Raw genomic sequence first — 24,948 nt, 5'->3', positions numbered from 1 at the left:
GCGTCGAAGGTAAATCCGGCAAAGCCATCCTACCCGGTGATTTCGGCGGAGCGTGACGCGGGCAACAAACAGGGGCGTTACGCTGGACCTATGGGCACCATTCCGCCAGCCGGCAGGCTATACCGATTCACGGGCTTGGACGCTGCGACTTTCGGACTCTATGTGTCATTGGCGACCGTTCTGAGCCTCGCCACCGCACCGGTGACCACTTTCGTGCAGCACATCTTCCCCGACCCCGCCACCGCCGTCTTCGCGATCAACCTGGCTTTCTACGCTTCGGTGGGCCTGTTCGCGGCTGCGGCTGCGTGGCGCGTCATAGCCCGCGACCTCCTGATCCTGGCCACTCGTCCGTGGTTCACGCTTGCCATGATCCCGCTGTCCATCGTGGCGATGCTGGTGATCACCGCCATCCTGGTGACAGTTACCGGCGCAGCCAAGGAATCGCAGAACCAACTGGGCTTGCAGTCCTTGGTCCTGCAACTGCCGGCTTGGTTCGTCGTGCCGTTGCTGGTGGTGCTGGGTCCCTTCGTGGAGGAATACCTCTTCCGGCACCTGCTGATCGGTAAGCTGTCCCGCCGGGTCAATATTTGGCTCTGTTGCGCCCTGTCCGTGCTTTGCTTCGCGGCCATCCATGTGGTGGGACGGGAGGGCCTGGTGGTACCCGCCCTGGCCCCGTACCTCGGAATGGGCGTGGTCCTGGTGGCCGTCTACGTCTGGACGGGCAAGAACGTGATGTTCTCCTACTTCGTTCATGCCGCCAAGAACCTGTTGGCCGTCGCGCTGATCTACGCGATTCCGCCGCAACTCCTGGGCGGCTAACCAGCCCAACTAGCTCGCAGTAGATGTCGTTTTCAGGCCGCTAAACGACAACAAATGCGAGTCAGTTGGGAAACCCGGGCCGGAACTGTCCGCTAGGCACTTCCCGGGCCACGCGCCGTCGTCGTAGGTTCAGTCCATGGCACTGAACTTTCAGGTAGTGATCGACTGCAAGAATCCGCACGTTCTCGCCGATTGGTGGGCCGAGACGCTCGACTGGATCGTGGAGCCGCAGGACGAGGCCTTCATCCGGTCCATGATCGACCAAGGCTTCGCCACCGAGGACCAGACCACCACGCACAACGGCAAGCTGGTCTGGAAGGACGGCGCGGCGATTGGCCCGGCGGAAGACCACGACAAGGACACCCGCCGCCGCTTCTTGTTCCAGACCGTTCCGGAGGACAAAACCGTCAAGAACCGCGTCCACTGGGACGTTCGCCTCAACGGACAGGACAAGGACGAAGTGCGCGCCACACTGGAAGCACGTGGCGCGAAATACCTCTGGACAGCCAAACAAGGGCCGCACGAATGGCACACCATGGCGGATCCGGAAGGCAACGAGTTCTGCATCAGCTGAGGGGATTACTAGACTCTGAGGGTGAGCAACGACTTCCCCGCCAAGGTATCCGACGTCTTTGACCCGTCGCGCTGGCGCACAGTGTCCGGTTTCGACGATTTCCAGGACATGACGTACCACCGGCAGGTCGAGCGCGACGCCGACGGGAACGTGGCAAGGGACCTTCCCACGGTCCGGATCGCCTTCAACCGCCCGGAGGTCCGCAACGCCTTCCGCCCCGGCACCGTTGACGAGCTCTACCGCGCCATGGACCACGCCCGGATGACCCCGGATGTGGCCACAGTCCTCCTCACCGGAAACGGTCCCTCCCCCAAGGACGGCGGCCATTCCTTCTGTTCCGGCGGGGACCAGCGGATCCGCGGCCGCGACGGCTACCGGTACGTAGTACAGAACACAGCCGACGGGGAAACCAAGGAGAGCATCGATCCCGCCCGCGCCGGCCGCCTGCACATCCTGGAAGTCCAGCGCCTCATGCGGACCATGCCCAAGGTGGTCATCGCCGTCGTCAACGGCTGGGCCGCCGGCGGCGGACACTCGCTTCACGTCGTTTCGGACCTCACCATCGCCTCCCGCGAGCACGGCAAGTTCAAGCAGACCGACGCCACGGTGGGAAGTTTCGACGCCGGTTACGGCTCGGCGCTGCTCGCCCGCCAGATCGGGCAGAAAGCCGCCCGCGAGATCTTCTTCCTGGCACGTGAGTATTCCGCCGAGGATATGGTGCGCATGGGTGCAGTCAACGAAGCCGTAGACCATGGGCGCCTTGAGGAGGTTGCCCTGGAGTACGCCGCGGACATCGCACGCCAATCCCCGCAGGCCCTCCGCATGCTCAAGTTCGCCTTCAACCTCGCCGACGACGGCCTGGCCGGCCAGCAGGTCTTCGCCGGGGAGGCCACGCGCCTGGCCTATATGACGGACGAAGCCGTCGAGGGCAAGGAAGCCTTCCTCGAGAAGCGCGATCCGGACTGGTCCAACTTCCCGTACTACTTCTAGGACTCGCTCGTGAACATCGATCCCGTTCTCAAAGCCCTGGCTGCCGCCCTCCACGACGAGGGACCCGCCGTCGAAATCGTCATCCTGGAAGACGGCACGCCTGCCACGGTCCCCGTTGAGACACCGGGCTTCGAGGGCGCCGCGCTTGTGGTCCGCACTTCAGGTTCCACCGGGACGCCCAAGGCCACGGTGCTCACGGTCGATGAGCTCGCCGCTTCTTCCATGGCCACCGCCATAGCGCTCCGGGGCGAGGGCCAATGGCTTCTGGCTCTGCCGCTGCAATACGTTGCCGGGGCCCAGGTGCTGGTCCGCTCGCTCTTCGCCGGCACGCGTCCGTGGGCCATGGACCTTTCGAACGGTTTCACTCCGGAGGCCTTCACCGCCGCCGCTGAAGAGCTGACGGACACCATCCGCTTCACCTCCTTGGTGCCGACGCAGCTGCAGCGGCTCCTGGACTCGCCCTCGCCGCGGACCCTTGCGGTGCTTCGCCGCTTCAACGCCATCCTCCTGGGCGGTGCGCCCGCGCCGGCCGCACAGCTGGACGCCGCCAGGGAGGCCGGACTGAAGGTGGTGACCACCTATGGCTCGGCCGAGACGTGCGGCGGCTGCGTGTACGACGGAAGCCCGCTTGACGGCGTCAGGGTCATGCTCGACGACGACGGCCAGGTCCTCCTGGGCGGAGACACCGTGGCTTCCGGTTACCTCGACGCGCCCGAGGCAACTGCCGAGGCGTTTTTCGAGGCGGACGGCACCCGCTGGTACCGCACCAACGATCTCGGCGAACTCGCCCCCGACGGCACGCTCACCGTGCTGGGCCGCGCCGACGACGTCATCATCACCGGCGGCGTCAAAGCCTCCGCCGCGTTCATCCAGGCGGAGCTTGAAAAGTTCGACGGCGTCACGGCGGCTTTCGTGGCCGGGGTGCCTTCGCGTGAGTGGGGCCAGGCGGTGGCCGCCTATGTTGCCATCGAGGACAGCTCCCCGGAAAGCATCGCGGACTACAAGGCCCACTGCCAGGAATCGCTAGGGAACCTCGCTCCGAAAACGGTGCTCACGACGGATGGTCTCATCATGCTCCCCAACGGCAAACCGGACCGGCTGGCGATGATCGAGCTTCTCACCGAGGTGCATCAGGGAGAATAGACACATCCTCCCTGACCGTCATTTGCCTTCCCCAACGCGAAACAACACGAGGTACTGAACGTGGCAACAGCTGCACAATGGATTCAAGGCGCCCGCCTGCGCACCCTGCCGGCAGCAATCGCGCCGGTGCTGATCGGCACAGCGGCTGCCTATGAGCTGCAATCTTTCCGGCTCCTGAATGCCATCCTCGCCGCCCTGGTGGCGCTGCTGCTGCAGATCGGGGTCAACTACGCCAACGACTACTCGGACGGCATCCGCGGCACCGATGAGGACCGTGTGGGTCCGCTCCGGCTGGTCGGTTCCGGCGCGGCACGCCCGGACCACGTCAAATGGGCCGCCTTCGGCGCCTTCGGCCTGGCCATGATTTTCGGCCTGGTCCTGGTGATCATTACGCAGAGCTGGTGGCTGATCCTGGTGGGCCTCGGCTGCGTCCTCGCTGCCTGGGGGTACACCGGCGGCAAGAACCCGTACGGCTACCTGGGCCTTGGCGACCTGTTCGTGTTTGTCTTCTTCGGCCTGGTCGCAACGCTGGGCACCACCTACACGCAGGCCGGGCAAGTGAGCCTTCCGGCGGTTATTGGAGCGATTGGCACTGGATTGATCGCCTGTGCCCTGCTGATGGCCAACAATGTGCGGGACATCCCGACGGACATGGTGGCAGGCAAGCGGACACTGGCCGTGCGGCTGGGCGACCGCCATGCCCGCGAGAGCTACGTCCTGATGCTGGCAGTCGCGATCCTGTTGGTGGTGGTCCTCGCGCCCACCAAGCCCTGGATGCTGATAGTGCTGCTGCTGATCCCCGCTTGCCTCATGCCGGCCTGGCTCATGGTCAACGGCCGGAAGCGCAAGAGCCTCATCCCGGTGCTCAAGCAGACCGGGATGATCAACCTTGGCTATAGCGTGCTGTTCTCCCTGGGCCTCATCCTGAGCCACGGCTTCTAACGCCCGCTCACATGATGTGAGCGAGGGTTCGCCGAAAACCCCTCATAAGTGAGCGAGCGTCCTCCCCCCGAACGCCCGCTCACATATAGCCCGGTATCCCCAAACGCCCGCTCGCATATAGCCCGGTTCCCCCAAACGCCCGCTCGGCTTTGAGCTTCTAGGATTCCTTGGGTCGTCGGTCGTTCTCGACCTTTACCGCAGGGTTTTCATCAACCAGCCGGTCCTCGATCGAGGCATCTTCAATCTCCAACGCGGAGCGGATGGGCTTGGCCCGCCCGGAGAAACGTTCGCGCATGGCGGCGGTGGCGGCGTCGCGCTGCTTCTGGAAGAACAGGTAGCTGATGGCGAACGCGATGAGGCCCGCGAAGATCGCGGCCAGGAGCAAACCCGTCCGCAGGAGGGCGAAGAGGACGAAGAGCGGTACAAAGATCGCAAGCCGGATCAGGGAGTATTTGAGGAAAGCCACGGATCAAGTTTAGCCTCACAGCCTGATTGCACCCTGATCGCACAGCTATCGTTGGACGCGGCGGCGACTAGACTTGACGGTATGCTCCGCGTTGTTGCAGTAGTCGCCGTCCTTCTCGTGTTCGTCTATGGGCTGGTGGACGTCGTCCGCACCGACCGCCGATCTACCCGGGGAATTTCCAAAACCGCGTGGATCATCGTCATGATCCTGCTGCCGGTTCTCGGGGCGGTCCTCTGGTTCCTTATCGGCCGTCCCTACAACTTCCGGCCGACCGCGCAGCCCACGAGCCACCCCACCGCCCCCGACGACGACCCCGACTTTCTCCGCAACCTCGAGGTCCGCCGTCGCAACCAGGCCGAAGCCGAACGGCTGAAGAAACTCAAGGCCGAACTCGAAGCCAAGGAACGCAAGCTCAAGGGCGAATCCAAGGCCGACGACAGCGGCGACGTCAACAGCTGACGTTCCCTTCCTGACCTCCTTTAAACCAAGAACGACGGCGACACGCCCGCAAGTGCGGAGTGTCGCCGTCGTCGTTAATTCAAAAAGGGTCAGGACGGCAAGGCGCCCCTTCGGAGGGAAGCCCTACTGCGGGAGTCCCGAGTAAGAGTGCAGGCCGTTGAAGAACACGTTGACCACAGTGAAGTTGAAGATCACGCACAGGTAGCCTGCAATCGACAACCAGGCCGCGCGGGTTCCCGTCCAGCCGCGGGTGGCGCGGGCGTGCAGGTATCCGGCGTAAACCACCCAGATCACGAAGGTCCAGACTTCCTTGGTGTCCCAGCCCCAGAAGCGGCCCCAGGCTTTCTCGGCCCAGATCGCGCCGAACATGAGGGTGAAGGTCCAGCCTACGAATCCCACGGTGTTGATGCGGTAGGACAGGTTCTCCAGGCTCAACGCGTTCGGGACGAGCCGCATGAAGCCCAGTTTGTCCACGCCGGCCGCCGCCAGGGTTTTCTGCCGGTGCGATTGCAGCAACTGCAGGGCCGACATGGCGAACGTCAAGGTGAACAGGGAAGCCGACATCACGGCGATGGAGACGTGGATGACCAGCCAGTAGCTTTGGAGTGCCGGAACCAAGTGGCCCACCGGGGTCCAGTAGGTCACCGATGCTGCCACCATCATGATCACAGCGAGGCCCAGCACGAAGGTGCCGAGGAAGCGCAGGTCGCGGCGGATCAGCGAGAGCAGGAAGACCGCAACCACCAGGAAAGCACCGGTGGTCAGGAACTCGTACATGTTGCCCCACGGCACGCGGCCTGCGCCGATCGCTCGGGTGATGACTCCGGCACCATGGATTGCCACGCCGATGATCGCCACTGCCACCGCCGCGCGGGCGGGAATGCGGCGCTCGGCGGCGTATTTCATGTCACCGCCGGCGGTCTGGTTGACGGAGGTGATCGCCGACGTCGGGCGCTCAGTACGGCCGGCAGGTCCGCCGACGTCGTTTCCACCGGCACGCCCGGCCGCGACCGGAACCTTGACCTCGGCTGCCACCGAAGAGGCCGCTTTGAGGTCCACTGCCTTCAGCATTTTGCTGCTCTTGGCGAGGTCCCACGCGAAAGCGACGAACGCCACCGTGTAGGTGCCGGCCGCGAGCAGCATGAAAAGCTCGCTGTATTGGCCCATGGTTTCGTTGATGGGGAGCATTACTGGTCCTTCGAGGTTGAGGAAGAAACGGTGTCGGTGGACTGCTCCGTGGTGAGCAGCCATTCTCGTTGCAGCAGTTCGCGGATCGCGGCAGCTTCGCCGGCCAGCCTGTGGTCCTCGCCGCGGGCAAGGAGACCGTACTCCACCATTGTGCGCCCGTCGTCGTGGGTTCCGGTGCGGACCCAGACGCGGCGGCGGTTCAGGTAGAGGGAGAGAATCAGTCCGGCGACCGCCAGCAGGGCGAACACGAGCGCGGTGGCCTGGCCCGGATTGTGGTGGATGTCAACGCCAACGTACTTCTTGACGCCGTCGAAAGTGATGCTGCCCTTGCCGTTCGGAAGCTTGTAGGTGCCTCCGGGGGCGAGCGCGATGGCCTTATCGGCCATGCCGCGGCCATTGAGCGGGGTCAGCTTGGCCACGTCGAGCTCGAAGACGTTCTGCGGGGTGCCCTTGTTCAGGCCGAGGTCCCCATAGTACGAGTTGAGGTTCAACTGCGGGTTGATAAGTGAGGGATCGCCGCTGTAGGCGACCCCCTTGTCCGTGACCATCGCCGTGGGCAGGAAGAAGCCTGCGAAGCCGAGCTGATCGGGCTTGGCATCGGGAACCTTGATGACCACCGAGGAGTAGTAGTTGTCACCTTGCAGCTTGGCCACTACAGGTCCCTGCATGGCGACGTTGCCGGCGCCGTCCCGGACGGTGACCACAGGAGCGTAGCCGTTGCCTGTCAGGTAGATGCTGGTATCGCCAAGTGTCACGGGATCGTTGACCTTGAGGACCTGCTTCTTGGCTGGCGCGTCCGGGGTGTCTTTGGTGGTGACGTCGGCGGTGAAGTCGATGGGCTGGCCGAAGTGCGCCGGCGATTCGCGGTCGAACTGGACGTCGAACTTGTTCAGCTGGATGGAATACGGTTGCAGCCAGCTGCTTTGGAAGTTGGTGCCTGGGCTGAATTGGTCGTAGCCCACCAAGGTGTTCACGAAGGTATCGCCTTCTACAAGGATGCGCTGGCCGCTGTAGCCGAACAGCCCGCCGACGGCAACGGAAACCAGCACACCGATCAGCGAAGCGTGGAACACGAGGTTGCCCACTTCCTTGAGGAAGCCGCGCTCGGCACCCAGGGAAGGCATGGCGGCGTCGACGTCGCGCACCTCCACACGGTAGCCGCGCTTCTTCAGTACCGCGGCGGCGTCCGAAATGGCCTTCGACGCCGGGATCCCGGCGTCGGCGGGCAGCACAAACGTGCCGTACTCCGGGAGGCGGGAGAGACGCTTCGGGGTACGCGGCGGCTGGGAGCGCATTGCCTTGTAGTGGGCGATGGCCCGTGGCGTGACACAACCGATCAGGGAGATGAACAGAAGAATGTAGATCGCCGAGAACCAGGCAGAGGAGTACACGTCGTAGAGCTGCAGGGAATCCAGGAGCTTGCCGTAGTCCGGGTGGTCGCTGATGTATTGCGTCACGATAGAAGGGTTCGCCGGTCGCTGCGGGAACAGCGAGCCGGGAACCGCGGCGACGGCCAGGAGCAGCAGCAGGAACAGCGCAGTACGCATGCTGGTCAGCTGGGTCCAGGCCCAGCGCAGCATGCCGACGATCCCCAGGACCGGCAGTGCCGCTTCGGCCTTGGCCTTGTCGACCGCCTTGCGGTTCGCCTTGTCAGCTGCGTTGTCGGCTGCGTTGTCAGCTGCGTTGTCAGCTGGCGCTGGTTTGCTGGCGGACTTGTTGGACTTCTTTTTACCTTGCACGGGCTCGCTCATCAGATCGGCAACTTCACATCGGTTTGGAACCAGTACTGGAGCCCGGTTACCCAGGCGCCCCACACTCCCGTGGCCATCAGGATTCCCAGGAGGATCAGGATGCCCCCGCCCATCCGCTGGATCGCGAGGCGATGCTTGCGGAAGAAGGACATCACACCCATCCCGCGGCGGACTGCGAGGGCTATCAACAGGAAGGGAATGCCAAGGCCAAGACTATAGACAAACGCCAGGAGAGCTCCCTTCGCCGCGGACGATCCCCCGGAAAGGCTCAGCAACTGAACGGCGGAATAGGTGGGACCAATACAGGGCGCCCAGCCGAGTCCGAACGTGATGCCCAGCAAAGGGGCACCCCACAGCCCGGCAGGCGGCTTGGCATGGATTTTGGCGTCGCGCTGCAACCACCCGAAACCGCCCAGGAAGACGACGCCCATGATGATCACCAGAACGCCCAGCAATTGGGTGATCCACGCGTTCTGCGGCCCTGTGATGAGGGTCCCCAATTGGCCGAAGGCGCCACCGAGCAGGACAAAAATCACGGAGAATCCGAGGACGAACAGGCCGATTCCCGCGAGCATGCGCCCGCGCCTTTGCTTCTGGAGGTCGACGCCGGTCAGCCCGGTCACGTAGCCAAGGTAGCCAGGTACCAGCGGCAGGACGCACGGCGACAGGAAGGACACGAGTCCGGCCAGCAAAGCCACGGGGATGGCCAGCAGCAAGGAACCGCTCAGGATGGTCTCGGCGAAAGGACTGTTCACGCTGTCGGGGCCACCTACTCGGCAACCGCGGTGGTAATGAGTGCCTTGAGAGTGCTCTTCTCGATCTCGCCCAGGACGCGGGCGGCAACCCTGCCTTCCTTGTCCAGCACCAGCGTGGTCGGCACCGCACCCGGAGGCACAATGCCGGAGACAGACAGCAGCACGGCGCCGTCTTTGTCGTTGAAGCTGGGGTACGTGAGGTTGAACGTCTTGTCGAACGCGTCCGCCGTTGCCTTCTCGTCCCGGAGGTTCACGCCGTAGAACTGGACACCCTTGCTCTTGAACTCCTGGTGCAGTTCCTCAAGAATCGGCGCTTCAACCCGGCACGGCGCACACGCGGCGAACCAGAAGTTGAGGACGGTCACCTTGCCGAGCAGGTCCTGCGGGGTCACCGCAGTTCCGTCGAACAAAGTGCCTTTGATCCCGACGGCGGCCTTGCGGTCCGCTTTGGCGAATTCAGTCACCGAGCCGTCTCCGGCGACGTAGTTCTTGTTGTCGCCGGCTTTGGCCTGCTGGGCCAAGGCGTCTTCCTGGGCACAGGCGGACAGGCCCATGGTCAATGCAGAGAGTGCGACTCCCCCGACGGCGAGGAAGCTGCGCCGCGAAGTCAAGGCGGCATTGATCTTCTGGCCGGTGGTCTTGCGGCCGGTGGTGTTGCGTTCCATTGTCATGCTCCGGGGGTCTTCGCGGCACCGGGAAGCAACGCGGCGGCGGGTTCGCTGTACCGCACCCGCGCAACCTTGCCGTCGTCGAACACCAGCGAAGTCAGGGACGTCAGAGTGCACTCGCGCTTGCGCGGGTCGTGCCACAGCGGCCGGCCCTCGGCGCTAAGGCGCGTGGCGTAGATGGGGAGCTGGTGGCTGACGAGAATGGCTTCGGCGCCATCGCCGCCGAGTTCGATCGCTTTCAGCCGGGCATCCTCGACGGCGGCACGCATGCGGGTGACCTGGTCCTGGTAGGACTCACCCCAGGACGGACGAAGCGGGTTGCGGTACTCGACCCAGTGCTTGGGCTTGATGAATTCGGCGATGTTGGCCTTGAGCCCTTCGAAGTGGTTCTCTGCTTCGATGATCCTCGGTTCCGTGTGGATCGGGAGGTCCAACGCGTCGGAAATGGGCAGGGCGGTTTCCTGGGCGCGGGTCAATGGTGAGGAGACGAGGTGGACGATGTTCGCCCCCTGCGCGACGCGGGCAGCAAAGTGGTCCGCGAGCATCTTGGCCATCTCGCGGCCGCGTTCGGAGAGGTGGAATTCGGGCAGTCTGCCGTACAGAATCCCGTCGGGATTGTAGACCTCGCCATGGCGGAGCAGATGGACAGTTGCTTGGGGCATGTTTACCAGTTTCTCAAAGAAGGCGGGCGATCTGAAATCTTCTACGTTTCGTAGAACTGAAAGTTTCTTCAGAATGTTCCCTGAAGGTGGAATAAAAGATGCATTTGCATGTTTATACTTGACACAAGGTTCGGTTGACACTTCAACTAAGTGCGGCCGAACGCCCGATGAAGCTACGATCACACCTTCCCAAGGAGAACCCCATGACCCTTCCCGCAAACGTCACCACCGGCGTCTGGACCCTCGACAACTCCCACAGCGAGATCGGCTTTACCGTCCGCCACGCAGGCATCAGCAAGGTCCGCGGCCAGTTCACCGAGGCCGAGGCCACCCTTGAACTCGGCAGCGGCCTGACCGACTCCAAGGTCGCCGCAACCATCCAGACCGCCAGCTTCGACTCGGGCGATGCCAACCGCGACGGCCACGTCAAGGGCGAGGACTTCTTCGATGTGGAGAAGTTCCCGGAAATCACATTTGTCTCGCGCCACGTCAAGGCCAACGGCGACGGCTTCGACGTCGTGGGCGATTTGACCATCAAGGGCGTTTCCAAAGAGGTGACCATCGAGACCGAGTTCAACGGCGTGGCTGTCGACCCCTTCGGCAACACCCGCGCAGGCGTCTCGGGTGAGACCACCATCAGCCGCAAGGACTTCGGCCTGACCTGGAACGCAGTACTCGAGGCCGGCGGCGTGCTGGTCAGCGACAAGGTTGCCATCAACCTCGAACTGGCTTTCATCGCACCTGCCGCCTAATCCGCCGGATTCCCGGACTGAATGGCGCCTCCGGGGCTGCACGCGATTCCGTGTGCAGCCCCGGGGGCGCCATTTCTTTGCTTGCGGTATCACCCGCCTATTGTTCGGCGTAAAGCCGATATTTAGCGGCGAATTAGCCAAGAATTTCCTATGAATCCTTAAACCTCAGGTCTAAAGTGATGCCATGAGTAACCCAAACGAAGCTCCTCAGCCTCAGCAGCCCGGAGCCCAGCCACCGCAGCCCGGCAATGTCCCTCCTGCGGGTTACCAGACTCCGCAGGGATACCAAGCACCTCCTTCTTACCAAGCTCCTCCCTCCTACCAGCAGCCCGCCCCCGGATACCAGCAACCGGGGCAACCCGCCTACGGCATGCCAGCGGGCCCGAATACCGCCCCACCCGCAGGCCTCGGCTACGCGGCCCCGGCGCGGAACACTTTTGGACTCGACTTCAACAACATCGCGCAGCGCTTTCGGGACACCACCGGAGTGCCGCAGCAGCTGACCATCTCCTACTGGTTGTGGGTCGCGGCTGCCGCCTTGGGTATCGTTGCCAGCTTCATCAACATCTTCACGCTGCGGGGCCTCTTCGGCGAGATGATGGTGGGCCCCGGCATTGTGGGCCTGATTTTCAGCCTCGTGTTCGCAGCCCTCTACATCTTCATTGCCATTCGGCTCAAAGAGGGCTCCCGCTGGGCGCGACTTGTCCTAACCATCCTGGGCGCCTTTGCGGTAATTTCCCTGCTGGTCCAGGTGGCTACCCTTAACCTCAACTTCATTGGTTCGGCGGTCGCGGTCGCGGCTGCGGTCTTGATGTGGCTTCCGGAGTCCAGGAAGCACTTCGTATAGCGACAACGCAGCACACATAGCTGAAGGCCGCGGCAAGTCCCTGGAGGGCCCCGCGGCCTTCCCTTTGTCTTCGCACTGTTCACGGGAGATCCGCCGAAGCTTGTTTAGCGAGAATTCTTCCCGTGAATCAGCACCAGCACTGCGCCGTCGGGGTACGGTGGAATTAAGCCGAGCTGGGGGCAGGGTACGTCGCACCCGGCAGCCGTATCTGCAGTCGACACGCAAAGGAATGCCATGAGCACCCCTCCCTACCCGCCGTCCACTCCCGGCGAGAATCCCGCCCCTGAGGAGCCGAAATACGGCCAGCAAGCTCCGCAGTATGGGCAGCAGCCGCCTTACGGGCAGCCTTCCGCTCCCCAGTACGGGCAGCCTTCCGCACCCCAGTACGGGCAGCCTTCCGCACCCCAGTACGGGCAGCAGGCTCCCCAGTACGGCCAGCAGGCACCTCAGCAGCCGCAGTACGGCCAGCCTTCCGTCCCGCAGTACGGCCAGGGCGGACCGGTCACTTGGCCGAGCCAGCAGCCCGCCGCGACATCCGGAGTCCCGCAGCTGGTCAACATCTCCTTCTGGCTCATGCTTGCAGCCGGTTTGCTGACCTTGATCGGTATTCCGTTCACCATCGCTACGCTGAACTCTCCCGCGGGCAAGAGCATGATGGATCAGGCATTGGCGGGGCAGGGTGCCAACGCATCTGGCATAGACACCACCAGCTTCATCAACATTTTGGTGACCGGCCTGGTTATCTTCTCGGTGATCTTTGCCGGGCTCTACGCACTGGTCGCGTTCAATGTCCGCAAGGGGAAGAACTGGGCCCGCATCCTGGGCACGGTCTTTGCCGCAATTTCCTTGCTGGGCCTGACCCAGATCGGCATGGGCACCATCACCATCCTCTTGGGCATCGCCGCGATCGTGCTGCTGTACTTGCCGGCCTCGGCGCCGTATTTCCGGAAAGCCCAGCCATTCGCGAACCCCTACGGCCAGGCGCCTTACGGCCGCTAAGGACAGCGCATTACGGCCGCAAAACCAGACGGCGCATGGCTGCAGGGCCAATAGCTGAAAGCAAATCCACCAACGGGCGCAGACCCGGCTTGGCCTAGAGGGCCTGGCGCGGAGTCTGCGCCCGTTGTGCGTGATACGCCAGGATTTGAAGCTCAGTGGCCATGTCCACCTTGCGCAGGTTCACATACGGCGGAACCTGCAACAGCACAGGAGCAAAGCTGAGGATGCTGCGGATACCCGCGCTGATCACGCGGTCGCAGACATCCTGTGCCACTGCAGCCGGGAGGGCGAGGACAACCATGTTGGTGCCGGTCCGCTGAAGGACCGTTTCAAGATTGGCGACGTCGCTGACCCGCAGCCAGCCGACTTCGTTCCCGATGACCATGGGATCGGCGTCGAGGATCGCCACCACGTCGAAACCGCGCGATTCGAATCCTCCGTACCGTGCCAAGGCTTTGCCAAGGTTTCCGGCGCCCACAATGGCCACTTTCCAGTCGTGGGTCAGGCCAAGCGCCGCCGCGATGTGCCGGCTCAGGTACTGGACCTCGTATCCCACGCCACGCGTTCCATAGGAGCCGACGTAGGAGAGGTCTTTGCGCAAAGTGGATGAACTGACTCCCGATGCCTCGGCCAATGCCTCGGAGGAAACCCGTTCCACGCCTTCGCCCAGCAGGGAGTTCAGAGCGCGCAGGTAAAGCGTCATCCGGGCCACAGCCGCGGGCGGTATCTGCTTCGCGGCAGAGTCCTTGTCCCCGTGTACGGCTTCGGCGGACGGTTCCAGCGCAGTCACGTTCTTCTCCATTGCGTCGCTTTGTTTTCCCACTCTATTGCCAACAAAGCTCTGCACGCATGTTCAGGCGGCGATGGCCTTCTTCAGCACCCGCACCAATCGTGCCTCGTCGATTTTCCAGAAATCCCGCTGGATTCCGTCCACGAACACCACCGGGATCTCCTCGGCGTAGCGCTCGCGCAGTACCGGGTCGGTGTCGATCGACTGTTCAGTCCACGTGAGGCCAAGGCTTGAAGTCACGCGTTCGACGGCGTCACGCGCCGCGGCGCAAAGGTGGCAGTCAGCTTTGGTGAGGAGTACGACGTCGGGATTTGGCATGCTTCAACGGTATCGCTTTAGCGTCGGTACAGCCGTCGCGAACGGCAGGGGGCCGGGCGATTGACTAGACTCAAGGCATGCCCGTCGAGAAGAACGCCGTTGTGGCCACCGCGCCGGCTGCAACGCAGCAACACGGCGAAGCCGCATTCTTCGACGTCGACAACACCCTGATGAAGGGTGCCAGCCTCTTCCACGTCGCCCGGAAGATGTATGAACGCAAGGCCTTCACGCTCTCCCAAGCCGCTGGATTTGCCTGGAAGCAGTTCAAGTTCGTCCTGCGCGGCGAAAAAATGGAGGATGTCCACTCCGTCCGGGATTCCGCGCTGATCCTCGCTGCCGGTATCAAGGTGTCCGATATCAAGGAGTTGGGCGAAGAAGTCTACGACGAGATGATCGAGTCGCGGATCTGGCCCGGTACCAAGGCCCTGGCAGAGCAGCACCTTCGTGTCGGCCGGAAGGTCTGGCTCGTGACCGCCACGCCCATCGAAGTCGCCACCGTCATTTCCACACGGCTAGGCCTGACGGGCGCTTTGGGCACCGTGGGCGAAGTTGCGGACGGCGCCTACACTGGCCGGCTGGTGGGCGAGATCCTCCACGGGCCAGCCAAGGCCGTGGCGGTGCAGCGCGTAGCGGACGAAGAAGGCCTGGACCTGAAGCGCTGCTGGGCATACAGCGATTCACATAACGACATCCCGCTGCTCACTTTGGTGGGCCACCCGGTGTGCATCAACCCCGACGCCGGGCTTCGCCGCCATGCGCGGGAAAACAACTGGCCCGTTTACGACTTCCGTTCCGGCCGCCGGGCAGCCACGCTCGGCCTCAAGGCCGCGACAGTCGGTGGCGCCGTCTACGGTTTATGGCGGGGTTTCTCCAAGTTCCGCAGCCCGAGGGCCTGAGCAGGCAACCCTCGCTCACCTATAGCCGCCCCACCAGCGACGCTCGCTCACCTATAGCCGCCCCACCAGCAACGCTCGCTCACCTATAGCCGCCCCACCGGCGACGCTCGCTCACCTATAGCCGCCCCACCGGCGACGCTCGCTCACCTATAGCCGCCCCACCAGCGACCCTCGCTCACTTATGACGAAAGCCTCGAGATCCATCCCCGCGCTCGAGATGAAGGTGGTCCCCCGGCATATGGCCCATACGTGAGCGAGCGTCGTCGAAACGACCCACATACGTGAGCGAGCGTCCCCAAAACGACCACATACCTGAGCGAGCGTCTCCGGGGGATGACGCAAAAATGCCCGCCGCCTCGGGAGGCAACGGGCATTCACGCTGTAGGAAGTATCTCTACTTCTTATTGCGACGCTGGTGGCGGGTCTTACGAAGCAGTTTGCGGTGCTTCTTCTTTGCCATACGCTTGCGGCGCTTCTTAATAACTGAACCCACGTAAGTTCCTAACCAAACTAGATTGAGACTCTGTCTGCTGGGTGAGGTCCTTGAACTGAGCAACAGACTTTACAACTGACAGATTCTTACAATGACGTAAAACGTTCCTTAACAGGGTACCGCCTATCGGGGGCACCCAATGACCGCCGGCCCTTTGGGGACCAAGCTAGACTCAAGCCGTCTCCGAGTGTCCGTCGACGACCGCGCCCTTGAGGTACTGGCTCACTGCATCTTCGGGGACACGGAATGATCGTCCAAATCGGACGGCCGGCAATTCTCCCGAGTGGACCAGACGGTACACGGTCATTTTGGAAACCCGGAGGACTTCGGCAACTTCAGCCACTGTCATGAAACGCGCGTTCGAGAAGTTAGTCTCTGCGGACATTTCTCCATATTCCTTTGCTCTCAGCGGTTAGCGGCGAACCCCAGCATTCATTACCTGGTGTGCCGATGCTGAGCCATCAAACAACCATGTGCTAGATACTCTAGAGGCTGCTGGTACCAAAGTGAAAGTCTTTCGGCGAAGTGGAGGCTACGTTTCCTTTAGCTGGAGGCGGCGATCCGACGCTTGCGGGCCGAGGCTGCCAACTGGTTCAGGACCGACACCGTGACGTCCCATTCCATGCACGCGTCGGTGACGCTCTGGCCGTACACCAGCTCCTGCTCGCCAGCCGACTGCCGCTCCACATCCAGGTTCTGCGCCCCGCCGACAAGGAAGCTCTCCAGCATGACTCCGGCGATCGGCGAATCAACGTCGTCTTCCAATTGCGCACCGATTTCCAAGGCGACTTCGGCCTGGCGATGGTGGCTCTTACCGCTGTTGGCATGGCTCGCGTCAACGATCAGCCGCGGATTCAGCCCCTTCGCCCCAAGCTTCTCCGAGGCGGCAGCAACCTGGTCGGCGGCGTAGTTAGGACCCTTGCGGCCACCGCGCAGGATCACGTGCGTGTCCGGGTTGCCCGAAGTCGCCACCAGGGCGGCGCGGCCATCGCCGTCGATCCCCAGGAACGCCTGGGGTGCGGCAGAGGCACCGCAGGCATCGATCGCTACCTGGAGGTCGCCGTCGGTCCCGTTCTTGAAGCCAATCGGCATGGACAGGCCGGAGGCGAGCTGACGGTGGATCTGGCTTTCGGTGGTCCGTGCACCGATGGCGCCCCACGCCACGAGGTCGGCCATGTATTGCGGACTGATGGGCTCCAGGAACTCGGTGGCCGTCGGCAAGCCGAGTCCCGTGACTTGCTGCAGGAATCCACGCGACGCACGGAGCCCGGCCGCGATGTCATGGCTGCCGTCGAGGTGGGGATCGTTGATGAGGCCCTTCCAGCCCACCGTGGTGCGCGGCTTCTCGAAGTACGCCCGCATGACGATCAGAAGGTCTTCCTTGTGCTTCTCCGCCTGGCTGACCAGCCTGCGTGCGTATTCCAGGCCGGCCTTCGGATCGTGGATGGAGCACGGGCCCACGATCACCAGAAGGCGATCGTCCACGCCGTCCATGATGGCGCGGACCCCATCACGCCCGCGCTCGACGACGGCGGCGGACCTCGCGTCGAGCGGCAATTCGGCGCTGATTTCCTGCGGCGTGGGGAGCGGCTCGAACCGGCTGACGCGAAGGTTCGACGTCGACTGGGCGCCGGCATCCTCGACGTCGACGTTATGTGTGGTGGGCTCTGCGGCGATGCTGGTCATGAAAGGGTCCTGTTCCGAAAAGGTGCGGACCCTACTCAGAGCCCGCCTGGAAATGGCGAAGGGCAGAGAATGATCTCTGCCCTGCTGGCTCTGAAGGAAAGTTGGATGCGTGTCAGTTAGACGCGGGCCCCTCCAGAGCCAACGAAAAATACGCATACCAACGGTTAGTCATAGCCAGACCATAGCGTCAGGCTCCGGATGCCCGCAAATCGAAATGCAACGACATCAAGGGAAACCGTTTCCCCACGCACTATAAACTTCACCTCAGAACAATTGTTGGCGCCGCGTTGGAGCAGGACGGCCGCAACTCAAGGAAGGAAACCATGCCAGGCAGAAGGAACACCCGGCGGGTGGGCATCGCAGATGTGGCATCCATGGCCGGTGTTTCGCATGCCACGGTTTCCCGCGTCATGAACGGAAATACAACCGTGGACGCGGACATTGCTGCTCGCGTGCGGGCTGCCGCCTTGGAGCTGAAGTACAAGCCGAACCCGGTGGGCCGCAGCCTGGCCCTGGGGAAAACCGACACTATCGGAATCGTGGTGCCGGACCTGTCCAACCCCACGTTCCAGGCCATTCTCCGCGGACTCAGTATTGCCGCGGCCCGCGACGGCTACCGCGTGTTGATCGCGGACTCCTCCGAGGTCTCCAGCGAAGAAGCGATCCTGGCCGGGGAAGCGCGGAGGCGATGCGACGGCGTCGTTCTTTGCGCCCCCCGCATGAGCGACGCGGAACTGGAGGAACTCGCCCCCACGCTCTATCCGCTCGTCCTCATCAACCGGACCACCGAGTCGGTGCCGACTCCCAGCCTCGTGGTGGACTACGGCCAAGGCATCCAGGAGCTCGCCGCCCATCTGGTGGAGCTGGGCCATCGCAAACTGGCCTACCTGACGGGACCGGACCGCAGCGGGTCCAACGTGCAGCGCCTGCGCGGGCTTGAGAAGTTCACGGCCGAATTCCCGAACATCGAATTGCAGTTCATTCCCGGAGGCAACACGTTCGACGCCGGGTTCGAGTCAAGCGATGCGGTCGCCTCATGCGGTGCCACAGGGATACTCGTCTTCAACGACGTCGCGGCGATGGGCCTCTTGAGCGGACTAAGCCAGCGCGGGATCCGCGTGCCGGAAGACTTGTCGCTCACGGGTTTCGATGACATGCCCTTCGCCCGGTACACCATGCCTCCGCTGACCACCGCAGCCGTGCCGATCTCCGACCTCGGGGACCTTGCGTGGCGCCGCATGCGGGAGCAGATCCAGACCAACGACGCCGCCTCCCCCACGAACTACTTCCCGCCGCGGATTGAACTCAGGGGCAGCACCGGACCCGTCAAGGCCTAGGTTCCGCAGGGATCTGCCCCAGCCCTGCCTCCCGGTAGTACCCCAGTATGTGTGCGGCAACGAGGGTCGCTGCCTGTCCGCCGTCGGCGTCGTTCACCGCCGCCAAAATGGCGCGGTGCTCGGACCGCAGGCGCCGCACGGTGCTATCCCAATCCGGCAGGTTTGCCGTGAGCGCCGCGGCGTAACCCTCAATCGCTTCCCGGAGCGATCCCATGATGGTGCTCACCACCGCATTTCCGGCGGCTTCCGCCAGCGCCAGGTGGAAGGCGACGTCCAGCGCGAGGAAGTCGTCGACGGCGGAACTCGCCTCCATTTCGTCCAGGAGCCTCGCTGCTTCCCCGAGTTCGGGGGCGTCGGCCTTGGCGCGGGACACCGCCCATGATTCGAGCAGGACCCGCGTTTCCACGATGTCGGCGATCGGCAAATGCTGCGTGGCCACATGGAGGCGGAGCGCGGAGCCTAGGGCCGTGGCCGGTTCCGCGATGACCACAGTCCCGGCATCCTTGCCGGAGCCGACACCTGCCCGCACCACGCCCATGGCTTCCAGGATCCGGATGGCTTCGCGGACCGACGTCCGCGAGACTTCCAACTGCTCGGCCAGCGCACGCTCAGCGGGAAGCCGTCCACCAAGCACCAATCGTCCCTCGGACAATTGCTTTTCGATCCAACTCAGGACGAGCTCGTGCGTTCGCATGGATAAATAGTAGTTGATGTGGTCGGACCACATGGCATAGAGTGTGGTCTAACCACACCAGCACACTGGAGACAGCACCATGACGCAGACCGTCCAGCCGAGCAACGCCCCTTCCCTTGAGGCGCCCGCGAACGCCTTCGCCGCCGTCGGGCGCCCCGCAGCGCTCAAGCGCCGGGTACCCAAATACGCCGACCTGGCGCCGCTCATGAAATTCAAGAAGCCCGAGTTCAGCAACGCGGCGAAGCTGCGCCGCGCATCCACCGTTTGGGAACTGCGGGACATGGCCAAGCGACGCACTCCCCAGGCACCGTTCGACTACACGGACGGTGCAGCGGAGGCGGAAATCACGCTTCGCCGGGCCCGCCAGGCGTTCCAGGACATCGAGTTCCGGCCCGGAATCCTGCGCGACGTCTCCAGCATCGACCTCAAGACCGGGATCCTGGGCAAGGAATCCCGGCTTCCGTTCGGCATCGCTCCTACGGGATTCACCCGCATGATGCAGTCCGAGGGTGAGTACGCAGGCTCGCAGGCGGCCGAAGCAGCCGGCATTCCGTACACCCTTTCCACGATGGGCACTGCGTCCATCGAGGATGTGGCCGCCGCGGCTCCGAACGGCCGCAACTGGTTCCAGCTGTACCTCTGGACCGATCGGGACCGTTCCCTGGAACTGATCGAGCGCGCCGCCAAGGCAGGAAACGACACCCTCATGGTCACGGTGGACACCGCCGTCGCGGGCGCCCGGCTGCGGGACGTCCGGAACGGCATGACCATTCCGCCGGCACTCACCCTGAAGACGGTCCTGGATGCCTCCTACCGGCCCGCATGGTGGTTCAACTTCCTGACGCACGAGCCGCTGACCTTCGCCTCGCTCTCCCGCTACACGGGAACCGTGGCCGAGCTCATCAACTCCATGTTCGATCCCACCCTGACCTTCGAGGACCTCGACTGGCTGCGCGAAACCTGGAAGGGCAAGCTTGTAGTCAAGGGCATCCAGACGGTGGAAGACGCCCGCAAGGTGGTGGACCACGGCGCGGACGGCGTCGTGGTCTCCAACCACGGCGGGCGCCAACTGGACCGGGCACCGATTCCGCTGCACCTCGTTCCGGAGATCTCCGCGGCACTGAAAGCGGACAACAGCGACGCAGCCATCATCCTGGACACGGGGATCATGAGCGGCGCCGACATCGTCGCGGCCTTGGCCCTCGGCGCCGACTTCACGTTGATTGGCCGCGCCTACCTCTATGGGCTCATGGCCGGCGGCCGGGCAGGCGTGGACCGCACCATCCAGATCCTGGAGAAGGACATGGCCCGCACCATGGCCCTGCTCGGAGTCACCAACATCTCGGAGCTGAACCCGGACCACGTGCGCCTCCTGCAGCGCTAGGTCGGGCTGCCCAAGTAACTCGCAGTAGGTGTCGTTTTCAGCCCTCTAAACGACACCTACTGCCAGTCAGTTGGGGCATAGGACATAATTGAATTGCCCGGCGCGCCATATTCCTCCGCGGTTTCGGCACAACGATCGGCCGCGGCCTACAGGTCAGGAAACATCGGCCAGGAGCCAATCACGGCCTGACCGGGATCACCGCGGTTTGCTGCTACTTCTTCCGCCCGAACTTCGGCAGGTTGGGCAGGTTCGGCAGGTTCGCCAAGAGGTCCGCAGCCTTGGTGGCGGCACGGCCAACCGTGCGGCCGATCTGCTGCGGCCTGGTGTCGTCGGCTCCTGCAGCGGAGGCAACAGCTCCGGAGGCCGAAACGGTTTCAGGCGCGCGCTCGACGTCGGTGCTCGCCCGAGAAGCGAGCGGCTCGCCGTCGGGCTGGGTCCGCGCGGCACCCTCCTGGCCCGCCGCACCCGGCTGGCCAACCGAACGTGTGCGGGGGCTGCGTGCCGGCGTGGCGGCTTCTGCTGCAGCCTTGGCGGGTCCGACGTCGAACGTCTCCAGCCAGCTGGCAACCCCGGCGAGCGGCTTCGGGTTCAACGCGTAATAGCGTTTCTGTCCCTGTGCGCGCATGCTGACGAGATCCGCCTCGCGGAGTACCTTCAAATGCTTCGAAATGGTGGGCTGGCTCGCGGCGAGCTCCTCCACCAGTTCCCCCACAGCCTTATCCCCAGAGCGGAGGGAAACCAGAATGTCACGCCGGGTTGCCTCAGCAATGACGGCAAATACGTCGTCAGTCACCATGCCTCCCACCCTAGCGACATATACGCCAAAAGGCATCAACTATTTCGCATATGCGCGTGGCGTTGCCCTCGGCCTTGCGCCGGCTGGTCGAACACGCATCAGTCGAACCAGGGATCCAGTCCGTAGAGCGGGAAAATCTCCTTGCGGGTGGCGATGATCGTGCGGTCCACGGCATCCGCGGGATCGTACCCGACCTCCCACGAACGCCACCAGGTGTCGACGCCGTCGCCCATGAATTCCGGTACCGCTTCCCCGTACTTTTCCCGGACGTAGCTTCGGAAAGCCTCCGGGACCGGAGCCGTCAGCTGGACGGGGTGTTGGGCCACGATGCCTATCAAGTGGCTCCATGTGCGTGGCACCACTCCCGTGATGTCGTACCCCCCTCCCCCGGTGGCGATCCAACGGTTTTCGCAGAACCTGGCGGCGAGGCCCGCGACGGCGGTGGCCGCCTCGCGTTGGCCGTCCACACTCAGGTTGAGGTGAGTGAGGGGATCGAGTTTGTGGGAATCGCAGCCATGCTGGCTGACGATGACTTCCGGTTCAAACGCCTGCACGAGTTGCGGCACCACGGCATGGAACGCGCGCAACCACCCGGCGTCGCCCGTCCACGCAGGCAGTGCCACGTTGACGGCTGTGCCGAGTGCGTCCTGGCCGCCGATCTCGTTGGCGAATCCCGTTCCGGGGAACAGCGAGAGACCGCTTTCGTGCAAGGAAATCGTCAGGACCCTCGGGTCGTTCCAGAAGATGCTCTGGGTGCCGTCGCCGTGGTGGGCATCGACGTCGATGTACGCGACCCGGCGGACACCGCCGTCGAGCAGCCTCTGCACGGCGAGTGCGGCGTCGTTATAGATACAGAAACCGCTCGCACGCCCACGGGAGGCATGATGCATGCCGCCGCCGAAGTTGACGGCGCGGACCGCCGTCTCGGACAGGATCGCCTCGGCCGCGAGCAACGACCCTCCGGCGAGCCGGGCGCTGGCTTCGTGCATTCCGGCAAATGCGGGATCATCTTCGGTGCCGAGCCCGCGTTCGGGATCCGGCGTCGTCGGGTCTTCGCTCGCACGCCGCACTGCGGCGACATATTCGGCACTGTGCACTGCCTGGAGTTCGACGTCGGACGCGACCTCGGGCGCCTGGACGGACACATGCTCCAACTCGAAGAGTCCGAGCGCCGCTGCGAGCCTGGCCGTCAGTTCCAGCCGCGCGGGGGCCATCGGATGCGAGGGACCGAAATTGTATGCGGTCATGGCGGGATCCCACGCCACCGTCGTTGGCAGCGGGGACGGACGGAGGCCTGCCCAGGAAGTCATCAATGACAGGCTACCCGAGCGGCGGGAACGCACCTGCCCCGTTACGGCGGGCGATTAGTGGTTTACTACTCAGGAAAGCAGAATCAATCGACCAGAAGCGAACAGCACTGCCATGACTCAGAGCCAGTCGAGGTCCCGAGACCCGGCCAGCTGGCAAACCGTCCAGCCGGAGCGGGGAGGCCTGTGGATTTTCACGGGTATCCGCGACTTCATCGACAACATCGCCAACTCCTCACCGGCGCGATTGGCGCTCACGGCGTACGTCTTCGCGATTCTCTTCTTCACCGGCCTGCTTTCCCTGCCGGCGGCATCGGCCGACGGTGCGGTCACTCCGATCCACCAGGCCTTGTTCACCGCTGTTTCCAGCGTTTGCGTCACTGGCTTGACGGTTGTGTCGACGGCGACGCACTGGACCTTCTTCGGCCAGCTCGTGATTCTCGTGGGCATTTTCGTGGGCGGATTGGGAACCCTGACACTCGCATCCCTCCTGGCACTCATGGTCAGCAAACGGCTGGGCGTGAGGGGCAAACTCATTGCCCAGGAGGCCATGAACAACGCCGGACGCTTGGGCGAAGTGGGTACATTGTTGCGGATCGTCATCTCGACCTCCGTGACCATCGAGGCCGTCCTGGCCATCGCGATGATTCCCCGGTTCCTGACACTCGGCGAGGACTTCTGGCAGGCCGTCTGGCACGGGACCTTCTACTCGATTTCGTCCTTCAACAATGCCGGTTTCACACCCCATTCCGACGGAATCGTGCCCTACGAGACCGATCTGTGGATTCTTGTGCCTCTCATGCTTGGCGTATTCCTCGGCAGCCTCGGCTTCCCGGTGATGCTGGTGCTCCGACAGCATGGCTTCAATTGGAAGAAGTGGAGCCTCCACACCAAGCTGACCATCCAGGTTTCCCTGATCCTCCTCGTTGCCGGCGCAGCCCTCTGGGCCCTGATGGAGTGGGACAACACCAACACCATCGCCAACATGAGCGTCGGCGACAAGATCACGCATTCCATTTTCGCCTCGATCATGACGCGCTCCGGTGGCTTCAACCTGGTCGACCAGGGCCACATGGATTCAACCACCAGGCTGTTGTCTGACGCGCTCATGTTCGCCGGCGGTGGTTCGGCGTCGACGGCGGGCGGCATCAAGGTGACCACCATAGCGGTCATGTTCCTCGCCATCGTCGCTGAGGCCCGGGGCGACGACGACGTCAAGGTCTACGGCCGCACGATCCCGGAAGGCACCATGCGGGTAGCCATCTCGGTGATCGTCGCCGGTGCCACCTTGGTGTGCGCATCCGCATTCTTGCTCCTGGCCATCAGCGGCGCCAGCCTGGACCGGGTGCTCTTCGAAACCATTTCAGCCTTTGCAACCGTGGGACTCAGCACGAACCTCAGCGCCGAACTGCCGCCGTCGGGGGTCTACGTCCTCGCCGCCCTCATGTTCGCCGGCCGCATCGGCACCATAACCCTTGCCTCCGCCCTGGCCCTCCGCCAGCGCAGGCAGCTATTCCATTATCCGGAAGAGAGGCCGATCATTGGCTAATTCAACAGGCGCCCCCAACCGGCCGGCGCACAACGCGCCCGTCCTGGTGATCGGCTTGGGCCGATTCGGTGCAGCCACCGCCGAGCAGCTCGTCAAACAGGGACGCGAAGTCCTGGCCATCGAGCGGGACCGCACGCTCGTCCAGAATTGGGCTTCCGTGCTGACCCACGTAGTCGAGGCGGACGCCACCAACATCGATGCCCTCCGCCAACTCGGCGCGCAGGAATTCAGCTCTGCCGTGGTGGGTGTGGGAACGTCAATCGAGTCCTCGGTGCTCATCACGGTGAACCTCGTGGACCTGGGCATCGAACACCTTTGGGTGAAAGCGATCACGGCCTCGCACGGTAAGATCCTCACGCGCATCGGCGCCAACCATGTCATCTACCCCGAGGCCGACGCCGGCGTCCGTGCGGCACACCTGGTGTCCGGCCGCATGCTGGACTTCATCGAGTTCGACGACGATTTTGCCATCGTGAAAATGTACCCGCCCAAGGAAACCGTGGGCTTCACGCTGGATGAGTCCAAGGTCCGTTCCAAGTACGGCGTGACCATTGTCGGGGTGAAGTCCCCGGGCGAGGACTTCACCTACGCCCGGCCGGACACGAAGGTCTCCGGCCGCGACATGCTGATTGTGTCCGGGCACGTGGACCTGCTGGAACGGTTCGCGGCGCGGCCGTAACTGA

General features: G+C 63.7%; 28 protein-coding genes. 14 read left to right on the top strand and 14 right to left on the bottom strand.

The features are described from left to right. Positions 1 to 90: 90 nt before the first annotated feature. The 5 genes from AB0323_RS20780 (at position 91) to AB0323_RS20760 (ending at position 4,468) form a co-directional block, all read left to right on the top strand. The gene (locus AB0323_RS20780) at positions 91 to 819 is read left to right on the top strand and encodes a lysostaphin resistance A-like protein (protein ID WP_366179016.1); all 729 of its coding nucleotides are present in this window, start codon (positions 91 to 93) and stop codon (positions 817 to 819) included. A 136-nt stretch (positions 820 to 955) separates the two neighbouring features. Further along, entirely contained in the window at positions 956 to 1,393 is a 438-nt protein-coding gene (locus AB0323_RS20775) for a VOC family protein (RefSeq protein ID WP_364542580.1), read from the top strand. A gap of 21 nt (positions 1,394 to 1,414) precedes the next feature. Further along, the gene (locus tag AB0323_RS20770) at positions 1,415 to 2,383 is read left to right on the top strand and encodes a 1,4-dihydroxy-2-naphthoyl-CoA synthase (protein WP_366179015.1); all 969 of its coding nucleotides are present in this window, start codon (positions 1,415 to 1,417) and stop codon (positions 2,381 to 2,383) included. A 9-nt stretch (positions 2,384 to 2,392) separates the two neighbouring features. Further along, positions 2,393 to 3,526, top strand: coding sequence for an AMP-binding protein (locus tag AB0323_RS20765; RefSeq protein ID WP_366179014.1), 1,134 nt, complete (start codon positions 2,393 to 2,395; stop codon positions 3,524 to 3,526). Between the two features lie 60 nt (positions 3,527 to 3,586). Then, on the top strand, positions 3,587 to 4,468 hold the full coding sequence (locus tag AB0323_RS20760) for a 1,4-dihydroxy-2-naphthoate polyprenyltransferase (RefSeq protein WP_366179013.1): 882 nt from the start codon (positions 3,587 to 3,589) through the stop codon (positions 4,466 to 4,468). A 157-nt stretch (positions 4,469 to 4,625) separates the two neighbouring features. On the opposite strand, the gene AB0323_RS20755 is transcribed toward AB0323_RS20760, so the two are convergent. Beyond that, positions 4,626 to 4,934 (bottom strand): DUF4229 domain-containing protein, encoded by a 309-nt coding sequence (locus AB0323_RS20755; RefSeq protein ID WP_366179012.1) that lies wholly within the window; start codon positions 4,932 to 4,934, stop codon positions 4,626 to 4,628. A gap of 81 nt (positions 4,935 to 5,015) precedes the next feature. Between AB0323_RS20755 and AB0323_RS20750 the strand changes: the two genes are divergently transcribed. Further along, positions 5,016 to 5,393 carry a PLD nuclease N-terminal domain-containing protein gene (locus AB0323_RS20750; RefSeq protein ID WP_366179011.1) on the top strand — a complete coding sequence of 126 codons (378 nt, stop codon included), beginning with the start codon at positions 5,016 to 5,018 and terminating at the stop codon, positions 5,391 to 5,393. A 123-nt stretch (positions 5,394 to 5,516) separates the two neighbouring features. On the opposite strand, the gene ccsB is transcribed toward AB0323_RS20750, so the two are convergent. The 5 genes from ccsB to AB0323_RS20725 all read right to left on the bottom strand — a co-directional run bounded on the left by ccsB (position 5,517) and on the right by AB0323_RS20725 (position 10,417). Then, positions 5,517 to 6,581: a c-type cytochrome biogenesis protein CcsB gene (gene ccsB, locus AB0323_RS20745; RefSeq protein ID WP_366179010.1), complete on the bottom strand. Its 1,065-nt coding sequence runs from the start codon at positions 6,579 to 6,581 to the stop codon at positions 5,517 to 5,519. Continuing rightward, complete coding sequence (locus AB0323_RS20740; RefSeq protein ID WP_366179009.1) at positions 6,581 to 8,332, bottom strand: cytochrome c biogenesis protein ResB; 1,752 nt, start codon at positions 8,330 to 8,332, stop codon at positions 6,581 to 6,583. Before AB0323_RS20740 ends, ccsB begins: the two co-directional genes overlap by 1 nt. Continuing rightward, positions 8,332 to 9,087: a cytochrome c biogenesis CcdA family protein gene (locus tag AB0323_RS20735; protein ID WP_234748778.1), complete on the bottom strand. Its 756-nt coding sequence runs from the start codon at positions 9,085 to 9,087 to the stop codon at positions 8,332 to 8,334. The genes AB0323_RS20740 and AB0323_RS20735 overlap by 1 nt, the downstream gene beginning before the upstream one ends. Positions 9,088 to 9,101: 14 nt before the next feature. Beyond that, on the bottom strand, positions 9,102 to 9,641 hold the full coding sequence (locus AB0323_RS20730; RefSeq protein WP_364542623.1) for a TlpA disulfide reductase family protein: 540 nt from the start codon (positions 9,639 to 9,641) through the stop codon (positions 9,102 to 9,104). 113 nt (positions 9,642 to 9,754) lie between these two features. Continuing rightward, positions 9,755 to 10,417: a histidine phosphatase family protein gene (locus AB0323_RS20725; RefSeq protein WP_366179008.1), complete on the bottom strand. Its 663-nt coding sequence runs from the start codon at positions 10,415 to 10,417 to the stop codon at positions 9,755 to 9,757. A gap of 203 nt (positions 10,418 to 10,620) precedes the next feature. On the opposite strand from AB0323_RS20725, the gene AB0323_RS20720 reads away from it, so the two are divergent. The 3 genes from AB0323_RS20720 (at position 10,621) to AB0323_RS20710 (ending at position 13,015) form a co-directional block, all read left to right on the top strand. Next, on the top strand, positions 10,621 to 11,169 hold the full coding sequence (locus AB0323_RS20720) for a YceI family protein (RefSeq protein WP_364542606.1): 549 nt from the start codon (positions 10,621 to 10,623) through the stop codon (positions 11,167 to 11,169). Between the two features lie 184 nt (positions 11,170 to 11,353). Next, entirely contained in the window at positions 11,354 to 12,016 is a 663-nt protein-coding gene (locus AB0323_RS20715) for a hypothetical protein (protein ID WP_366179007.1), read from the top strand. 234 nt (positions 12,017 to 12,250) lie between these two features. Then, the gene (locus AB0323_RS20710; RefSeq protein ID WP_366179006.1) at positions 12,251 to 13,015 is read left to right on the top strand and encodes a hypothetical protein; all 765 of its coding nucleotides are present in this window, start codon (positions 12,251 to 12,253) and stop codon (positions 13,013 to 13,015) included. Positions 13,016 to 13,109: 94 nt separating this feature from the next. Here AB0323_RS20710 and AB0323_RS20705 read toward each other — a convergent pair whose 3' ends face one another. Next, complete coding sequence (locus tag AB0323_RS20705) at positions 13,110 to 13,805, bottom strand: redox-sensing transcriptional repressor Rex (RefSeq protein ID WP_364542615.1); 696 nt, start codon at positions 13,803 to 13,805, stop codon at positions 13,110 to 13,112. Positions 13,806 to 13,868: 63 nt separating this feature from the next. After that, entirely contained in the window at positions 13,869 to 14,123 is a 255-nt protein-coding gene (locus tag AB0323_RS20700) for a glutaredoxin family protein (protein WP_234748772.1), read from the bottom strand. Between the two features lie 77 nt (positions 14,124 to 14,200). On the opposite strand from AB0323_RS20700, the gene AB0323_RS20695 reads away from it, so the two are divergent. Beyond that, a complete protein-coding gene (locus AB0323_RS20695) occupies positions 14,201 to 15,019 on the top strand; it encodes an HAD-IB family hydrolase (protein ID WP_366179005.1) in 819 nt (272 codons plus the stop codon). A 394-nt stretch (positions 15,020 to 15,413) separates the two neighbouring features. On the opposite strand, the gene AB0323_RS20690 is transcribed toward AB0323_RS20695, so the two are convergent. From AB0323_RS20690 to AB0323_RS20680, 3 genes are all read right to left on the bottom strand, one after another. Beyond that, on the bottom strand, positions 15,414 to 15,512 hold the full coding sequence (locus AB0323_RS20690; protein WP_003792170.1) for an AURKAIP1/COX24 domain-containing protein: 99 nt from the start codon (positions 15,510 to 15,512) through the stop codon (positions 15,414 to 15,416). Positions 15,513 to 15,684: 172 nt separating this feature from the next. Further along, complete coding sequence (locus tag AB0323_RS20685; RefSeq protein ID WP_059389516.1) at positions 15,685 to 15,897, bottom strand: helix-turn-helix domain-containing protein; 213 nt, start codon at positions 15,895 to 15,897, stop codon at positions 15,685 to 15,687. 158 nt (positions 15,898 to 16,055) lie between these two features. Further along, positions 16,056 to 17,198 carry a 3-deoxy-7-phosphoheptulonate synthase gene (locus tag AB0323_RS20680; RefSeq protein WP_366179004.1) on the bottom strand — a complete coding sequence of 381 codons (1,143 nt, stop codon included), beginning with the start codon at positions 17,196 to 17,198 and terminating at the stop codon, positions 16,056 to 16,058. Between the two features lie 323 nt (positions 17,199 to 17,521). On the opposite strand from AB0323_RS20680, the gene AB0323_RS20675 reads away from it, so the two are divergent. Further along, positions 17,522 to 18,535, top strand: a complete 1,014-nt coding sequence (locus AB0323_RS20675) for a LacI family DNA-binding transcriptional regulator (RefSeq protein WP_366179003.1) — start codon at positions 17,522 to 17,524, stop codon at positions 18,533 to 18,535. On the opposite strand, the gene AB0323_RS20670 is transcribed toward AB0323_RS20675, so the two are convergent. Further along, a complete protein-coding gene (locus tag AB0323_RS20670) occupies positions 18,525 to 19,229 on the bottom strand; it encodes an FCD domain-containing protein (RefSeq protein ID WP_366179002.1) in 705 nt (234 codons plus the stop codon). The two genes, AB0323_RS20675 and AB0323_RS20670, sit on opposite strands and share 11 nt — an antisense overlap. 79 nt (positions 19,230 to 19,308) lie before the next feature. Between AB0323_RS20670 and AB0323_RS20665 the strand changes: the two genes are divergently transcribed. Next, positions 19,309 to 20,613 (top strand): alpha-hydroxy acid oxidase, encoded by a 1,305-nt coding sequence (locus tag AB0323_RS20665; RefSeq protein WP_366179001.1) that lies wholly within the window; start codon positions 19,309 to 19,311, stop codon positions 20,611 to 20,613. Positions 20,614 to 20,824: 211 nt separating this feature from the next. Here the strand turns inward: AB0323_RS20665 and AB0323_RS20660 are convergent, their stop codons facing one another. After that, positions 20,825 to 21,409 (bottom strand): metalloregulator ArsR/SmtB family transcription factor, encoded by a 585-nt coding sequence (locus AB0323_RS20660; protein WP_366179000.1) that lies wholly within the window; start codon positions 21,407 to 21,409, stop codon positions 20,825 to 20,827. Between the two features lie 98 nt (positions 21,410 to 21,507). After that, positions 21,508 to 22,719, bottom strand: a complete 1,212-nt coding sequence (locus tag AB0323_RS20655; RefSeq protein ID WP_364540282.1) for an acetoin utilization protein AcuC — start codon at positions 22,717 to 22,719, stop codon at positions 21,508 to 21,510. A gap of 112 nt (positions 22,720 to 22,831) precedes the next feature. Here AB0323_RS20655 and AB0323_RS20650 point away from each other — a divergent pair, with 112 nt between their 5' ends. After that, positions 22,832 to 24,265 carry a potassium transporter TrkG gene (locus AB0323_RS20650; protein ID WP_366178999.1) on the top strand — a complete coding sequence of 478 codons (1,434 nt, stop codon included), beginning with the start codon at positions 22,832 to 22,834 and terminating at the stop codon, positions 24,263 to 24,265. Continuing rightward, positions 24,258 to 24,944, top strand: a complete 687-nt coding sequence (locus AB0323_RS20645; RefSeq protein ID WP_059389511.1) for a TrkA family potassium uptake protein — start codon at positions 24,258 to 24,260, stop codon at positions 24,942 to 24,944. The genes AB0323_RS20650 and AB0323_RS20645 overlap by 8 nt, the downstream gene beginning before the upstream one ends. Positions 24,945 to 24,948 lie beyond the last annotated feature (4 nt).

The sequence above is a fragment of the Arthrobacter sp. NPDC080031 genome (assembly GCF_040702485.1).
Taxonomy (GTDB): domain Bacteria; phylum Actinomycetota; class Actinomycetes; order Actinomycetales; family Micrococcaceae; genus Arthrobacter.
This window is presented reverse-complemented; position numbering and strand designations above follow the sequence as displayed.

Coding starts and splice junctions, on each gene's coding strand:
- AB0323_RS20780 (WP_366179016.1), top strand. CDS start 91: ATGGGCACCATTCCGCCAGCCGGCAGGCTATACCGATTCACGGGCTTG.
- AB0323_RS20775 (WP_364542580.1), top strand. CDS start 956: ATGGCACTGAACTTTCAGGTAGTGATCGACTGCAAGAATCCGCACGTT.
- AB0323_RS20750 (WP_366179011.1), top strand. CDS start 5,016: ATGCTCCGCGTTGTTGCAGTAGTCGCCGTCCTTCTCGTGTTCGTCTAT.
- ccsB (WP_366179010.1), bottom strand. CDS start 6,581: ATGCTCCCCATCAACGAAACCATGGGCCAATACAGCGAGCTTTTCATG.
- AB0323_RS20740 (WP_366179009.1), bottom strand. CDS start 8,332: ATGAGCGAGCCCGTGCAAGGTAAAAAGAAGTCCAACAAGTCCGCCAGC.
- AB0323_RS20730 (WP_364542623.1), bottom strand. CDS start 9,641: ATGGGCCTGTCCGCCTGTGCCCAGGAAGACGCCTTGGCCCAGCAGGCC.
- AB0323_RS20725 (WP_366179008.1), bottom strand. CDS start 10,417: ATGCCCCAAGCAACTGTCCATCTGCTCCGCCATGGCGAGGTCTACAAT.
- AB0323_RS20720 (WP_364542606.1), top strand. CDS start 10,621: ATGACCCTTCCCGCAAACGTCACCACCGGCGTCTGGACCCTCGACAAC.
- AB0323_RS20715 (WP_366179007.1), top strand. CDS start 11,354: ATGAGTAACCCAAACGAAGCTCCTCAGCCTCAGCAGCCCGGAGCCCAG.
- AB0323_RS20710 (WP_366179006.1), top strand. CDS start 12,251: ATGAGCACCCCTCCCTACCCGCCGTCCACTCCCGGCGAGAATCCCGCC.
- AB0323_RS20700 (WP_234748772.1), bottom strand. CDS start 14,123: ATGCCAAATCCCGACGTCGTACTCCTCACCAAAGCTGACTGCCACCTT.
- AB0323_RS20695 (WP_366179005.1), top strand. CDS start 14,201: ATGCCCGTCGAGAAGAACGCCGTTGTGGCCACCGCGCCGGCTGCAACG.
- AB0323_RS20685 (WP_059389516.1), bottom strand. CDS start 15,897: ATGTCCGCAGAGACTAACTTCTCGAACGCGCGTTTCATGACAGTGGCT.
- AB0323_RS20680 (WP_366179004.1), bottom strand. CDS start 17,198: ATGACCAGCATCGCCGCAGAGCCCACCACACATAACGTCGACGTCGAG.
- AB0323_RS20675 (WP_366179003.1), top strand. CDS start 17,522: ATGCCAGGCAGAAGGAACACCCGGCGGGTGGGCATCGCAGATGTGGCA.
- AB0323_RS20670 (WP_366179002.1), bottom strand. CDS start 19,229: ATGCGAACGCACGAGCTCGTCCTGAGTTGGATCGAAAAGCAATTGTCC.
- AB0323_RS20665 (WP_366179001.1), top strand. CDS start 19,309: ATGACGCAGACCGTCCAGCCGAGCAACGCCCCTTCCCTTGAGGCGCCC.
- AB0323_RS20660 (WP_366179000.1), bottom strand. CDS start 21,409: ATGGTGACTGACGACGTATTTGCCGTCATTGCTGAGGCAACCCGGCGT.
- AB0323_RS20655 (WP_364540282.1), bottom strand. CDS start 22,719: ATGACTTCCTGGGCAGGCCTCCGTCCGTCCCCGCTGCCAACGACGGTG.
- AB0323_RS20650 (WP_366178999.1), top strand. CDS start 22,832: ATGACTCAGAGCCAGTCGAGGTCCCGAGACCCGGCCAGCTGGCAAACC.